This window comes from Frankia sp. CoBUL1 (assembly GCF_978021245.1).
The window spans coordinates 1-14,424 of record NZ_CDXDOS010000073.1; the positions used below are offsets into that span (position 1 = coordinate 1).

Consider the following 14,424-nt stretch of genomic DNA (forward strand, 5'->3'; position numbering starts at 1 on the left):
CTCCCAGGTCTCCCCGGCCGTCCCGCCGCCCGGGGAGACCTGGGAGAACATCGCGGTGCTGGTCCCCGCGGCCGGGCAGCCGGTGAACCTCCCGGATGGAACGCCGGTCGTCCCCGTTTCCCGGGCCGCCACCGCGCCGCCCCCCGACGGCTCGCCCGGTGCCGGGCCCGTATCCGGGCGGCTTCCCCCGCCCGCGGCGGCTGACCCGGGTTGGCCGGTGCCGGAGGCGTGGCCCGACGCCGACCCCTTGGGCGGACCCACGGTCGGCCGGCAGGCGGTCGAAACGCCTGGTCTGGAGCCAGCCTGGTCCATCCCGGTCCCCGCGAACCTGCCGGCGCGGCGGCCCGGCTCGGCCCCTTCCCTGCCCGTCCGGGCGGCGGTGGCCGCGGTGACGCCGTCCCGTGGTCGGGCGGTGGTCCCGGCCGTCGCGGGAACGGGCGGTTCGTCGGTCGCGCGGGCGCGGGCCGGTGGGCGGCGGGTACTGGTTGGGGGATTCGGTGGCGGAGGCGGCCGGACGACGGTCGCCGCGGGTCTGGGACTGGCGATCGCGGAGCACCACGGTCATCGGGTGATGGCCGTGGACGCATCCCCGGACCAGTCCGGGCTGCTTGCGCACCGGGTCGGCCTCATGTCACCGGGTGTGGGGTTGCGGGAGCTGGCCACGGCGCGGCCACCGGTGTCCTCATTGGAGGACGTGCGCCGGTTCGTCGCCTCCGATGGCTCCGGTGGCCTGGAGGTGCTGGCCGGACTGCGTGATCTCACCGGGCCGGGGCTGCTTCCCGAGGAGCTGGCGTGGGCACTCGACCTGCTCGGACACTGGTATCCGGTCGTCGTCGCGGACGCCCCACCGGGGTGGAGCCAGCCGGTGCCGGCCACCCTGCTGGCGCGGGCGGACCTCGTCGTGTTGACGATCCGGGCCGGCGAGACGGAGATCGCCGGTGCGGACGACGCGTTGAGCGCGTTGACCGCGGCCGGTCGGCCAGATCTCGCTGCCGCCGTCATCGTGGCCGTCGTCGAGACGTATCCCTCCCGGTTGAGCCGCGGGGCACGGCTGCGTCTCGAGCATCTCGAGGACCGGGCCTACATGACGGTGCCGGTGCCGTTCGACGCGGCGCTCGCCGACAGCCGTCCGATCAGCTGGTACCGCCTGCGTCGCCGGACCAGGTTTGCCTTCCAGCGTCTCGCCGGGGCGGTCGCCACCGCCCCGCTTCCCGGGTCGCAACCGGCCACCGTGCTGGCCCGGCCCGCCATCGCCGCCCCCGGTCGGGGCCCTCAACTCGGGCCCGGGCCCGTCCGGGCCATGGTGAACGCCACGGACCCGATCCGGTACCGGCCCGCCGCGCCGCCTGGGCCCTAGGCTGGCGAGAATGGCACGCGATCTGCTGACTCCGTCTGGTCAGGGCGATGACGGCCGCGCCGACGAGTCGCTCACCCGAGCGCTCGCCGCCAGCCCGGTCGACCCCGCCGTTCTGACCGCCGCGCTGCGCCAGGCCTGGGTCTTCGTCGGAGTCGAGGCTCGGCTCACCGACGCCGACGCCGTCACAGGTGCGGACAAGACCAGCGAGATGGCGCTGACGACCCTGCGCACCCCGTCCGGCGCGACCGCGCTACCGATCTTCTCCAGCGTCAGCGCGCTCACCGCCTGGCGTTCCTCGGCCCGGCCGGTTCCGGTCGCCGCGGTGGACGCCTGCACGGAGGCGGTCCGGCTGGGGCTCGGAGCGGTGGTGATCGACGTGGCCGGTCCGCGCTCGGCCAGTCTGGACGTCGGCCCAGGCGGTCCCGCGCCGGTGCCCGGCGGATCGGGCTCCGACTCGCCGTCCGGAACCCTCGACACGCCGCGCGTGACCGAAGCCGCGGACCTCGACAAGCTGAGGGTGACCGCCCTGCGCCGTCCGTCCGATCCGGATGGTCCGTTATCCCGGCGGCGGGTTCGGGAGGCGTTGCGGACCGTGACCGAGCGAGTCGAGGTGTGGCCGGCGGAACTGCTCCTCCCGGGTGCCGGCGCCCCACGCCCGGTGCTCGCCGTCGCGGTACGTCAGGGCGGAGATGCGGACGCGCGGTCCGGGGAGTTGCTTGCCCGGCGGTTGTCCCGGCTGCTCGCCGCCGATCCGGACCCGGCACAGGCACAGGCACAGGCGCAGGAGCGGGCCTCGGGCCCGGCCGTGCTGCTCGTGAGCGCGCGGGAGGCCGCGGCGGTGCGCCGCCATCTGGGGCGGGGCCTGCGCCCGACGCGCCGATGGCCGGTGCGGTTCGCGAGGTGAGCGCAGCCGGCCCTTTCGGAGCGCCCGGACGATGATGTGATCGTCGTGTCGCCTGGTCTGGTGCTACGCTGGGCCGCAGACCGCCTGCCGGCTGGTTTTGTTCCGTCCGCTGGCGTTGCCGTTTCCAGGCAGCCAGGGCACGGCGCGGAGCCTGATCGGCAGGACCAAGCGGGGGTTCGCCCTCCACCCGATGTCAGCACTGATGTCGCCACCCCGGGACGTCAGCAGGTCCTCAGGCCGAAGTTCCGGCTGGGGGCCGCGGTGGCCGGGTCGCCGGTCGGCCGAGCCGTTTCCGCGGTCGTCGGCCGGGAGCCTGGTGTACCAGGCTCGGTGCTCCGCTGCGGTGAGGTCATGCCCGCGCGTCGAGCAACGGAGGAAACACATCAGCACAGAGTCCCGTATCAACGACCGGATCCGCGTCCCCGAGGTTCGCCTCGTCGGCGCGGAGGGTGAGCAGATCGGCATCGTCTCGATCGGTGAGGCCATGCGTATGGCGCAGGAGGTCGATCTCGACCTCGTCGAGGTCGCGCCGACCGCTCGTCCCCCGGTCTGCAAGCTGATGGACTACGGAAAGTTCAAGTACGAGTCCGACCAGAAGCGTCGGGAGGCTCGGAAGAACCAGGTCCAGACCGTCATCAAGGAAATGAAGCTGCGGCCGAAGATCGATCCGCACGACTACGAGACCAAGAAGGGTCACGTCGTGCGTTTCCTGCGGGCCGGCGACAAGGTCAAGATTACGATCATGTTCCGCGGTCGGGAGCAGTCCCGGCCCGAGCTCGGCATCCGCCTGCTCCAACGGCTGTCCGCCGACGTGGCCGACCTTGGTTATGTCGAGGCTCAGCCCAAGCAGGACGGCCGGAACATGACCATGGTCATGGCCCCGCACAAGGGCTCGAAGCCGCAGCGGGTGCCGGAACCGGCCGGCCACGTCTGACTCGAGGGCGGGCAGTCCGCGCGGTGGCGCCGCCACCGGTTCCGGATCTCGCCACGCCGGTTGTTCGATTACCCACGTAACCCGTCAGGATGTCAACATGCCCAAACAGAAGTCCCACAGCGGTGCGAGCAAGCGGTTCCGGGTCACCGGCTCCGGCAAGGTGCTGCGCCAGCGGGCCAACCGCCGCCACTACCTGGAGCACAAGACCAGCCGTCTCACCCGCAGACTGGATGGCGTGGTGCCGTTGACGAAGGCGGACAACCGACGCGTCAAGCGTCTGCTCGCCCGCTGACCGCGGCCCGCTGACGACTCCGGCCCCGACTGCGGCGGGCCCGCCGGTCGCGGTCGGCCCGCCGTTGGCTGCCGACTCCGGCCCGGGCCGCCGGACGCACCCGAACGAAGGAGACAGGTGCCCTCATGGCACGCGTGAAGCGGGCGGTCAACGCCCAGAAGAAGCGCCGTACGGTCCTCGAGCAGGCCAGCGGCTACCGGGGCCAGCGCTCGCGGCTCTACCGCAAGGCCAAGGAGCAGATGCTCCACTCGATGACCTACTCCTACCGGGACCGCCGCGCGCGCAAGGGCGACTTCCGGCAGCTGTGGATCACTCGGATCAACGCGGCGGCGCGGGCGAACGGTCTGACCTACAACCGCTTCGTGCAGGGTCTGAAGCTGTCCGGCGTCGAAGTCGACCGCAAGATCCTGGCCGACCTCGCGGTCAACGACGCGGTCGCGTTCACCGCCCTGGTCGAGGTGGCACGGGCCGCGCTGGCGGCGGCGCCGGAGCCCACCGCCGCCTGAGCCCGTCGCGACGTCGGCCCGTGCCCGCCTCCCGCGTGTCCTCCACGACCGACGCCCCTTCGCCGGACGCCCCTTCGCCGGAGGCCCCTTCGCCGGGGCCGGCGCCGATCGCCGGAGCGCGCTCCGGGCGGGTCGGTGCCGCGCGTCGCCTCAAGCGGCCCGCGGCCCGGCGCGAGCAGGGCAGGTTCCTGGTCGAGGGGACGCAGGCGGTGGGCGCGGCATTGGCCGTCGGCGAGCTGCTTGAGGTGTTCGTCGGAGTCTCCGCGACTCCCCGGCACGAGGAGCTGCTGCGGGCGGTCCGGGTGCCGGTCCGGGTCGTGACGGACGAGGCCGTGGCGTCGCTGTCGGAGACGGTGACCCCCCAGGGCCTCGTCGCGGTCGCGGCCCTGCCCGCTCATCGGCTCGCCGACCTGCACGCCCCCCGGCTGGTCGCGGTGTGCATCGGCGCGGGCGATCCGGGTAACGCCGGCACGGTGATCCGCAGCGCGGACGCGGCCGGAGCGGACGCCGTCGTCTTCACCGGGAGCGGTGTCGACCCCTTCGGGGGCAAGTGCGTGCGCTCCTCGGCCGGCAGCCACTTTCACCTCCCGGTGATCGTGGAACCAGCCTTGGCCGTGGTGCTGGACCGGCTGCGGGCCCGGGGTTGCCGCATCGTGGCGACGTCCGGAGCCGCGGATCGCGACATTGACACCGCCGTCGCGGCCGGTGAGCTCGACGGGCCGACGGCGTGGCTGTTCGGTAACGAGGCACATGGGCTGGCTTCGGCTACTCTGGCCGCCGCGGACGCGGTTCTGCGGGTACCGGTGTACGGTCAGGCCGAGTCCCTGAATCTTGCGGTTGCGTCCGCCCTGTGCCTTTACGCGTCGGCGCGGGCGCAGAGAACGGGCAGGTCCGGTACTGACGGCACCGGAGGAGGTGGTCGACGGTGATGAACATTGTCACGTCGCCATCCGGGCAGGTGCCGCCCTCCGGCCCCGGCTGCGCGCCCGATGCCACCGATTCAGCCGTGTCGGCCGCGCAGGACGGCCCACTGCCTGCCGCCGCCTTCGACCTGCTACCGGATTCGGTGATCGTGACCGACGCTGCCGGCGTCGTCGAGGTGTTCAACCGGGCGGCGGCGAAGCTCACCGGGGTGGATGGACCGTCCGCGATCGGCCGGCATCTGACCGAGGTCCTCCCGTTGCTGGACGAGCGGGGCAACGACTGGTGGGAGTGCTCTACGGCCAGCCGGAACCTGCCGCGGGTCACCGGGCAGCCGGAGCGGCGCCTGACCTACGCGGGTCCGGTCCACGACCGTGACTTCCACGTCACGGTGCGGTTCAACCGGGTCGCCGGTCGGCTGGTGCGGGTGTCGCTGTCCCTGCGCGACACCCTCAGCCGCGAGCGGCTGGAACGCAACCGGGCGGACCTGGTCGCGACCGTGGCGCACGAGCTGCGCTCGCCGCTGACCAGTGTGAAGGGATTCACCGCGACGCTGCTCGCCAAGTGGGACCGGTTCACCGACGAGCAGAAGAAGCTCATGCTGAACACGGTCAACACCGACGCCGACCGGGTCACGCGCCTGCTCACCGAGGTGCTGGACGTCTCTCGGATCGACTCCGGACGCATCCAGGTCCGCAAGCAGATCGTCGACCTGCCCGCCCGGGTGCGTTCGGTGGTGGACGGCAAGGTGGCCTCGGGTGCGGCGGGCGCCGACCGGTTCTTCATCCGCGAGGAGGGCGAACTGCCCGAGATGTGGGTCGATCCGGACAAGATTGAACAGGTACTGCACAACCTCGTCGACAACGCCCTGCGGCATGGTGCGGGTACTGTGACGGTACTGCTGCGTGGCAGGGACAGCGGCACGGAGGTAAGCGTGGCCGACGAGGGTGAAGGCGTGTCCGAATCGAACGCCGCGCGCGTGTTCACGAAGTTCTGGCGGGGCGCCAGCCGCGGGAACGGCACCGGCCTCGGGCTCTACATCGCCAAGGCGCTGATCGAGGCGCACGGCGGCACCATCTCGGTCGGCCGGGCCCCGGGTGGCGGCGCCGAGTTCCGATTTTTCGTGCCCGCCGGTGGCCCGGTGTTCGGCTGACGCCGAGCACCGCGAACCGACCGGTGGGCGCCCCGGGCGGCCAGGCGCGCGCCGCCGCCTCCGGCCCGGACATCCCAGGCCCGGACGAACCCCGCCGCAGGCCGGACGACCCCGGCTTCCCGCCGGGATGACCCTGCTTTTCACCCGATGCTTTTCACCCGATGACGAGGATGAGCACCGTGCCCGCCCCTGGAGAGACTGTCGACCCGTCCCGGGTCCACGCCCTCGACCCCGATCAGCTCGACGCGGCCGTCGACGCGGCGCGGGAGTCGATCCGCGCCGCCGCCGATCTCGACGCGCTGGCAGCCGTCCGTATCGCCCACATCCAGGGTGCCTCCGCACCGCTGGTACTGGCCCGCCGGGAGCTCGGTGCCCTGCCCCGTGCGGAGCGTGCCGACGCCGGTCGCCGGCACAACGCCGCCCGCACGGCCGTACAGGCCGCCTACGACGCCCGGCTGGCCGAACTCACCGTCGAACGCGACGCCCGGGTGCTGCGCGAGGAACGGGTCGACGTGACCCTGCCCGTCGACCGCCGCCGCCGTGGTGCCCGCCACCCGCTGACCGCCCTGTCCGACCGGCTTGCCGACGTGTTCGTGGCGATGGGCTACGAGGTCGCCGAGGGACCCGAGGTCGAACACGACTGGTTCAACTTCGAGGCCCTGAACATGGCGCCCGATCACCCGGCCCGCAGCGAGCACGACACGCTCTACGTCGCGCCGACCGGGGCGGGCCGGGTGCTGCGTACCCACACCTCCCCGGTGCAGATCCGCTCCCTGCTGAACCGCCCGCTGCCCGTGTACGTCGTGTGCCCGGGGCGGACATACCGCAACGACACCATCGATGCGACGCACTCGCCGGTCTTCGGCCAGCTCGAAGGTCTGGCCGTGGACAGGGGCATCACCATGGCGGACCTGCGTGGCACCCTGGAGGTCTTCGCCCAGGCGTTGTTCGGGGCGGGCCTGTCGACGCGGCTGCGCCCGTCGTTCTTCCCGTTCACCGAGCCGTCCGCGGAACTGGACGTGCAGTGCTTCGCCTGCCGCGGGGAGGCGGCCCGCCAGCCCTGTCGGGTCTGTTCGGACGAGGGCTGGATCGAGGCCGGCGGCTGCGGCATGGTCGACCCGCACGTCCTGCGGGCCGCGGGGGTCGACCCGACCCGGTACAGCGGTTTCGCGTTCGGGATGGGGCTGGAACGGGCCGCGATGGTCCGCCATGGCATCCGGGAGATCCGCGATTTCGTCGACGGTGACGTCCGGTTCAGCCTGCCGTTCGGAATCGAGGACTGACCCATGCTGATCGTGATGTCCTGGCTGCGGGAGTATGTGGCGGGGCTGCCGCCCACGCGGGCCGTCGCCGACGCGTTGATCCGGGCCGGTTTCGAGGTCGAGGGACTGCGTAGCGTCGGGGGCGAGTTCTCCGGCGTGGTCGTCGGGGAGATCGTCGGCTTCGAGATCGTCGAGACGAAGAAGAAGGCCGTCCGCTGGTGCCAGGTCCGGGTCGCCGAGAGCGCCGGATCCGAGGATGCCGGATCCGAGAGCGCCGGATCCAGGGGCGAGGGCGTGCGCGGCGTCATCTGCGGGGCGCACAACTTCGCCGTCGGCGACCGGGTGGCGGTCGCGCTGCCCGGCGCCGTGCTGCCCGGCGGGTTCGAGATCACCGCGCGGAGGACCTACGGCCATGTCAGCGAGGGGATGATCTGCTCGGCCCGGGAACTGGGCCTCGGCGAGGAGTCCGACGGCATCCTGGTGCTCGCGCCGCGGGCGCCGATCGGCGCCGACGTCGCCGAGCTGCTCGATCTCGCCGACGAGGTGCTCGACATCGCGGTCACCCCGGACCGGGGCTACGGTCTGTCGGTGCGGGGGATCGCCCGGGAGGCGGCGACCGCCTTCGCGCTGCCGTTCACGGACCCGGGCGCGCCGGCGGACCCGGCAGCCGTCCCGGGGCCCGCCAGGGAGGCCTATCCGGTCGTCGTCGAGGACACCGCGGCGTGTGACCGCTACGTCGCCCGGGTGGTGACCGGGGTCGACTCGCGGGCCACCACCCCGCTGGGGTGGCAGCGGCGGCTGTCGCTGTCCGGGATGCGGTCAATCTCGGTGCCGGTCGACGTCACCAACGCCGTGCTGCTGGGCCTCGGCCAGCCGTTGCACGCCTTCGACCGGGCGAAGCTGACCGGCGCGATCATTGTGCGCCGGGCCGTCGCCGGAGAGACGCTGCGCACCCTCGACGGGGCCGACCGCACTCTCGACCCCGAGGATCTGGTCATCGCCGACGACACCGGTCCGATCGCGCTCGCCGGGGTGATGGGCGGGGCCACCACGGAGGTGTCCGCGACGACCACCGACATCGTCCTCGAGGCTGCGCACTTCGACCCGATCACGGTGGCCCGCACCGCCCGCCGGCACCGGCTGTCCTCGGAGGCGTCGCGGCGTTTCGAACGCGGCGTCGACCCGGCACTCGCGCCGGTCGCCGCAGCGCTGGCCGTCGACCTGCTCGCCGAGCTCGCCGCCGCCCGTCCCGAGCCCGGCGTGACCGACCTGGACCGCCGCCCCGCCCCGGCGCCGGTGACCCTGCCGCTGACGGAACCGGAACGCCTCGCCGGCCGGCCCTACCCCGCCGAGGTGGTGCGGCGCCGGCTCGTCGGTGTCGGCTGCGCGGTGGCTGACGGGTCGGCGACCGAGGACCTGCCCGGTGTTCTGATCGCGACGCCGCCGTCCTGGCGTCCCGACCTGACCCGGCCCGCCGATCTCGTCGAGGAGATCATGCGGCTGGAGGGGTACGACACCATCCCAGTGACCCTGCCGTCGCTGCCCGCGGGGCGCGGGCTCACCGCCGCGCAGCGGATGCACCGCGCGGTGGGCCGGGCGCTGGCCTGTGCGGGGTTCGCCGAGGTGCTTACCCTGCCGTTCGTACCCGAGGACGCCGCCGACGCGCTCAGCCTGGCCGCGGCCGACCCGCGGCGTGCGGCGGTCCGGATCGTGAACCCGATCGCCGAGGACGCCGGCTACCTGCGGACGACCCTGCTACCCGGACTGATCGCGGCGGCCGTGCGCAACATCGGCCGGGGGCAGCGCGATCTCGCCCTGTTCGAGAGCGGTCTGGTGTTCCGTGAACGCGAACGGATCCCGACGGACGTCGTCACCCCGCCGGTGGATCGTCGGCCCTCCGCCGCGGAGATCGCCGCTCTGGACTCGACCCTGCCCGGCCAGCCCCGCCACGTCGCCGCGCTCCTCACCGGGCGCCGTGAGCCAGGTGGCTGGTCCACGCCGGCCCGGGACGCGGACTGGGCGGACGCGGTGGACGCCGCGCACGTGGTCGCCGAGGCGGTGGGCGTGACCCTGACGGTCAGAGCCGGCAATGTCATGCCCTGGCACCCGGGCCGCCTCGCGGAGCTCTCGATCGACGGCCGGGTCGTGGGCCACGCGGGTGAGCTGCACCCCCGGGTGCTCAGCGACGTCGGGCTTCCGCCTCGGGCCGGCGCGATGGAACTGGACCTCGATGCCCTGATCGAGGTCGCGTCGGCGGCGCCGCCGATGATCGCGCCGACGATCTCCACCTATCCGCCCGCCGACCGGGATGTGGCGCTCGTCGTGCCGATCGAGGTGCCGGTCGCCGACGTGACGGCGGCACTGCGGGCCGGAGCCGGTGACCTGCTGGAGTCCCTGACCCTCTTCGACGTCTTCGAGGGCGCCCAGGTCGGGGTCGGTCAGCGCTCGCTGGCCTTCGGCCTGCGGCTGCGCGCCGGGGACCGGACGCTGACGGCCGCCGAGGCGAACGCGGTGCGGGACGCGGCGGTCGCCCGGGCGGCGGAGCTTACCGGCGCGTCCCTGCGTGCCTGAGGCCGAGACGGGTTACGCCAGCATCATTGCATGATCATGAGTTAGCGTGTATAAAATTGCAATCATGGGTGTGACGGTAGCGGTTGCGGGGGCGAGTGGGTACGGCGGCGGAGAGCTGCTGCGCCTGCTCCTCGCCCATCCCGAAATCAAGATCGGTGCGCTGGCCGCGAACGCGTCCGCCGGCCTGCCGGTGACGGAGGTGCATCCCCACCTGCCCGACCTGGAGGGCCGGGTGTTCACGGACGCGGCCGCGCTGGCCGGGACCGACGCGGACATCGTTTTCCTGGCGCTGCCGCATGGTCAGTCGGCCGCGGTGGCGGCCACCCTGCCCGACACCGTGCGGGTCGCCGATCTGGGTGCCGATCATCGGCTCGTCGACCCGGAGGCGTGGCGGCGCGCCTACGGGGGGGAGCACGCCGGGACCTGGACCTACGGCCTGCCCGAGCTCCCCTGGGCACGGGCGGAGATCGCCGCGAGCCGGCGGGTGGCGATCCCGGGCTGCTATCCCACGGCGACCTCTCTCGGGCTCGTGCCGCTGCTGGTCGGCGGCCTTGTGGAGCCCGCCGACCTGGTCGTTGTCGCGGCGAGTGGCACGTCCGGCGCGGGCCGCTCGGCCACGGTGAACCTGCTCGGCAGTGAGGTGATGGGTGACCTGACCGCCTACAAGGTGGGCACCCACCAGCACAGACCCGAGATCACGCAGACCCTCTCCCGGGCCGCCGGTATGACCGTGACGGTGTCCTTCACCCCGGTGCTCGCCCCGCTTCCCCGCGGCATCCTCGCGACCAGCACCGGCCGGGCCACCCCGGGCACCGACGCGGACGCCGTGTACGAGACGCTGCGGGCCGCCTACGCGGGGGAGCCGTTCGTCCGGGTGCTGCCGCCGGGGCGCTGGCCGCACACCGCGGCGACGCTCGGCGGGAACGCCGTTCATGTGCAAGGGACCTTCGACCCGGAGACCGGCCGGGCGATCGTCGTCACCGCGATCGACAACCTCGGCAAGGGCGCGGCCGGCCAGGCGCTGCAGTGCGCCAACCTGATGCTCGGCCTGCCCGAGACCGCCGGGCTGACCGCTCAGGGCATCGCCCCCTGACCGTTTTCGGCCCGGTAGATCGGTAGGTCGGTAGATCGGTCGCTAGATCGGTAGGTCGGTAAGGACGCGGGAGCATCGATCAGCAACATCGACCAGCAACGCGGCCAGGAGACAGGAGAGGGTTGAGTTGAGCGTCACCGCCCCACGGGGCTTCCGCGCCGTCGGAGTGGCGGCCGGGTTGAAGCCGTCCGGCCGTCCGGACGTGGCGCTCGTCGTCAACGACGGGCCGTCCGACGCCGCCGCCGGGATCTTCACCGCCAACCGGGTTCAGGCGGCTCCGGTGCTCTGGACCCGCCAGGTCCTCGCCGACGGCCGGCTGCGCGCCGTCATCCTCAACTCCGGCGGGGCGAACGCCTGCACCGGTCCGGCCGGATTCGCCGATACCCATGCCACGGCCGAGCACGTCGCCGGGGCGCTCGGCCTCGGTGCCGGCGACGTCGCGGTCTGCTCGACCGGTCTCATCGGCGTCCGCCTGCCCATGGACAACCTGCTCGCCGGCGCCACCAAGGCGGTGGCGGACCTCGCCGACACCGACACCGCCGGCGCCGCGGCTGCGGAGGCGATCCGCACCACCGACACCGTCGCGAAGGCCGCGGTCCGCACCTCGTCGACGACCCCGGGTGTCACCATCGGCGGGATGGGTAAGGGCGCGGCGATGCTGGCGCCGTCGCTCGCGACGATGCTCGTGGTGGTCACCACCGACGCCGTCGCGGACGCCGCCACCCTCGATCGGGTGATCCGGGCGTCCTCGCGGGTCAGCTTCGAGCGGGTCGATTCCGACGGCTGCCTGTCCACCAACGACACCGTGCTGCTGCTGGCCTCGGGCGCCGCCGGGGTGAGCCTGCCCGAGGCGGAGCTGACGGGGCTGGTCACCGAGGTGTGCATCGACCTCGCCCAGCAGATGCTCGGCGATGCCGAGGGTTCGACGAAGACCATCGCCATCACCGTGACCGGAGCCGCGACCGAGGACGACGGGCTGGAGGTCGGCCGGGCCGTCGCCCGCAACAACCTGCTCAAGTGCGCTCTGTACGGCAAGGACCCGAACTGGGGACGGGTGCTCGCCGCGATCGGCACCACGAAGGCCGTCTTCGAGCCCGACGCGCTGGACGTGTCCATCAACGAGGTGCGGGTCTGCCGGGCCGGGGCCCCCGGCGAGGACCGCGACCTCGTCGACCTGTCCGGCCGTGAGGTGCGCATCGGCGTCGATCTGCACGCCGGCGATGCCGAGGTCACCGTCTGGACGAACGACCTGACCGACGGGTACGTCTACGAGAACTCGGCGTACTCGACATGAACGCCCCGACCCGGACGCCGCCGCCTTCGAACGGTGGGCACGGCAGCACCGGCAGTACCGGCAGTACCGGCGACGCCGCCCCGGGCGGGGGCCCCGGGCGGGGCCCGGCCGCCACCGCCCGCGGCCATGCGGCGCTCGCGAAGACCCAGGTCCTCATCGAGGCGCTCCCGTGGCTGTCGCGGTTCCAGGGCGCGACCATCGTCGTCAAGTACGGCGGCAACGCGATGACGGAGCCGGCGCTGCGCGAGGCCTTCGCCGCCGACGTCGTGTTCCTGCGCCACTCGGGGCTGCGGGTGGTCGTCGTGCACGGCGGCGGTCCGCAGATCACCGCGCATCTGGAGCGCCTCGGTGTCCCCTCGACGTTCGTCGGCGGCCTGCGGGTCACCACCCCGCAGACCATGGAGGTCGTGCGGATGGTCCTGCTCGGCCAGGTCAATCGGGACGTCGTGGGGCTCGTCAACGACCACGGCCCGTTCGCCGTCGGGCTGTCCGGTGAGGACGCCAACCTCTTCACCGCGCGGCGCCGCCCGGCGATCGTCGATGGCCGGGAGGTCGACGTCGGCCTGGTCGGCGACATCGTCGAGGTCCGACCGGAGACGATCAACGCCCTGCTCGGCTCCGGGAAGGTGCCGGTGGTCGCGTCGGTCGCCCGCGGCGTCGACGGCGGGGTCTACAACGTCAACGCCGACACCGCCGCCGCCGAACTCGCCGTCGCGCTCGGGGCTACGAAGCTCGTCGTCCTGACCGACGTCGAGGGCCTCTACGCGGACTGGCCGGCGAGCGACGAGGTGATCAGTGAGCTGAGCATCACCGAGCTCGAACAGCTCCTCCCCTCGCTCACCGCCGGCATGATCCCCAAGATGGAGGCCTGCCGGCGGGCGGTGCGTGGCGGTGTTCCGCAGGCGCACGTGCTCGACGGACGGGTGCCGCACGCGGTGCTCCTGGAGATCTTCACCGACGACGGCATCGGCACCTTGATCATGGCCGAGCCGGGCACCTCGCCTGAGCCGGGTACGCCCCCCGCGCCCGCCGCGCGCCCGGCCGGGATCGTTCCGGCCGGCGAACCAACCGGAGGAACGCCATGAACGCCGAGATCGCTGAGAACCCAGTGAACCCAGTGAACCCAGTGAACCCAGTGAACCCAGTGAACGCCGAGATCGCCAAGGACGCCGATCTGATCGCCCGGCGGGACGCCGTCGTGATGGCGACCTACGGCCGACCCGCGATCTCCCTGGCCCGGGGGGCCGGCAGCCGGGTGTGGGACCATGACGGCCGCGAATATCTCGACCTGGTCGGCGGGATAGCCGTCAGCGTGCTTGGTCACTGCCACCCGGCGGTCCGGGACGCCGTCGTCGGCCAGCTCGGCGCTCTCGGCCACGTGTCGAACCTCTATGCCAACGAGCCTCAGGTGCTGCTGGCCGAACGGCTCGTCGAGCTGCTACGGGTCGGCGCGCCGAGCCCCGGGCTTCCGCCCGGGGGGGCGAAGGTCTTTTTCTGCAACTCGGGAGCGGAGGCCAACGAGGCAGCAATCAAGATCGCCCGCCGGACCGGCCGTCCGGAGATTATCGCCACCGAGGGCTCGTTCCACGGTCGGACCCTGGGCGCGCTGTCCATCACCGGTCAGCCGGCCAAGCGGGCACCGTTCGAGCCACTGCTGCCCGGCGTCCGGTTCGTGCCCTATGGAGACGGCGCGGCCCTGCGCGCCGCCGTCAGCGAGGCGACCGCGGCGGTGTTCCTGGAACCGACCCTCGGTGAAGGCGGTGTCGTGCCGCCGCCGACCGGCTACCTCGCCGCCGCGCGGGCTGTCTGTGACTCCGCCGGCGCGCTGCTGGTCCTGGACGAGGTGCAGAGTGGCATCGGCCGGACCGGCTCGTGGTTCGCTCACCAGACCGAGGGCGTGCTGCCCGACGTGATCACCCTGGCCAAGGGGCTCGGCGGTGGCCTGCCCGTCGGCGCCTGCGTCGGCATCGGCGCGGCGGGGACGCTGTTGCGCCCGGGGGATCATGGCAGCACCTTCGGCGGCGGCCCGATCGTCTGCGCGGCGGCGCTCGCGGTGCTCGACACGATCGCCGCCGAGGGCCTGCTTGAACACGCGTCGCGGCTCGGGGAGCGGCTGGCCGCGGCGATCGTGTCGAGC

Annotated in this window: 13 protein-coding genes; all 13 read left to right on the forward strand. The window is 73.0% G+C overall.

Annotated elements, in window-relative coordinates; genetic code table 11:
* A partial coding sequence (locus AC08OX_RS08040) for a MinD/ParA family ATP-binding protein (protein ID WP_476607230.1) occupies window positions 1-1,357 on the forward strand: 1,357 nt, incomplete at its 5' end.
* 10 nt (window positions 1,358-1,367) lie between these two features.
* The gene (locus AC08OX_RS08045; protein WP_476607231.1) at window positions 1,368-2,261 is read left to right on the forward strand and encodes an SseB family protein; all 894 of its coding nucleotides are present in this window, start codon (window positions 1,368-1,370) and stop codon (window positions 2,259-2,261) included.
* 343 nt (window positions 2,262-2,604) lie between these two features.
* On the forward strand, window positions 2,605-3,195 hold the full coding sequence (gene infC / locus AC08OX_RS08050) for a translation initiation factor IF-3 (protein ID WP_070982428.1): 591 nt from the start codon (window positions 2,605-2,607) through the stop codon (window positions 3,193-3,195).
* Between the two features lie 97 nt (window positions 3,196-3,292).
* Entirely contained in the window at window positions 3,293-3,487 is a 195-nt protein-coding gene (rpmI, locus tag AC08OX_RS08055) for a 50S ribosomal protein L35 (RefSeq protein ID WP_011437566.1), read from the forward strand.
* 125 nt (window positions 3,488-3,612) lie between these two features.
* Window positions 3,613-3,993 carry a 50S ribosomal protein L20 gene (rplT, locus tag AC08OX_RS08060; protein ID WP_011437565.1) on the forward strand — a complete coding sequence of 127 codons (381 nt, stop codon included), beginning with the start codon at window positions 3,613-3,615 and terminating at the stop codon, window positions 3,991-3,993.
* Between the two features lie 20 nt (window positions 3,994-4,013).
* Window positions 4,014-4,922: a TrmH family RNA methyltransferase gene (locus AC08OX_RS08065; protein ID WP_476607232.1), complete on the forward strand. Its 909-nt coding sequence runs from the start codon at window positions 4,014-4,016 to the stop codon at window positions 4,920-4,922.
* Window positions 4,922-6,067, forward strand: coding sequence for a sensor histidine kinase (locus tag AC08OX_RS08070; protein WP_011437563.1), 1,146 nt, complete (start codon window positions 4,922-4,924; stop codon window positions 6,065-6,067). The genes AC08OX_RS08065 and AC08OX_RS08070 overlap by 1 nt, the downstream gene beginning before the upstream one ends.
* 179 nt (window positions 6,068-6,246) lie before the next feature.
* Window positions 6,247-7,350 carry a phenylalanine--tRNA ligase subunit alpha gene (gene pheS / locus AC08OX_RS08075; RefSeq protein ID WP_476607233.1) on the forward strand — a complete coding sequence of 368 codons (1,104 nt, stop codon included), beginning with the start codon at window positions 6,247-6,249 and terminating at the stop codon, window positions 7,348-7,350.
* A 3-nt stretch (window positions 7,351-7,353) separates the two neighbouring features.
* Complete coding sequence (gene pheT / locus AC08OX_RS08080) at window positions 7,354-9,900, forward strand: phenylalanine--tRNA ligase subunit beta (RefSeq protein ID WP_476607234.1); 2,547 nt, start codon at window positions 7,354-7,356, stop codon at window positions 9,898-9,900.
* A gap of 64 nt (window positions 9,901-9,964) precedes the next feature.
* The gene (argC, locus tag AC08OX_RS08085; protein WP_011437560.1) at window positions 9,965-10,993 is read left to right on the forward strand and encodes an N-acetyl-gamma-glutamyl-phosphate reductase; all 1,029 of its coding nucleotides are present in this window, start codon (window positions 9,965-9,967) and stop codon (window positions 10,991-10,993) included.
* 127 nt (window positions 10,994-11,120) lie between these two features.
* Window positions 11,121-12,287, forward strand: a complete 1,167-nt coding sequence (argJ, locus tag AC08OX_RS08090) for a bifunctional glutamate N-acetyltransferase/amino-acid acetyltransferase ArgJ (RefSeq protein ID WP_476607235.1) — start codon at window positions 11,121-11,123, stop codon at window positions 12,285-12,287.
* Window positions 12,284-13,372 (forward strand): acetylglutamate kinase, encoded by a 1,089-nt coding sequence (gene argB, locus AC08OX_RS08095; RefSeq protein ID WP_476607236.1) that lies wholly within the window; start codon window positions 12,284-12,286, stop codon window positions 13,370-13,372. The genes argJ and argB overlap by 4 nt, the downstream gene beginning before the upstream one ends.
* Window positions 13,369-14,424 (forward strand): acetylornithine transaminase (locus tag AC08OX_RS08100; RefSeq protein ID WP_476607237.1); only part of this gene is annotated, 1,056 nt, incomplete at its 3' end. The genes argB and AC08OX_RS08100, both read left to right, overlap by 4 nt.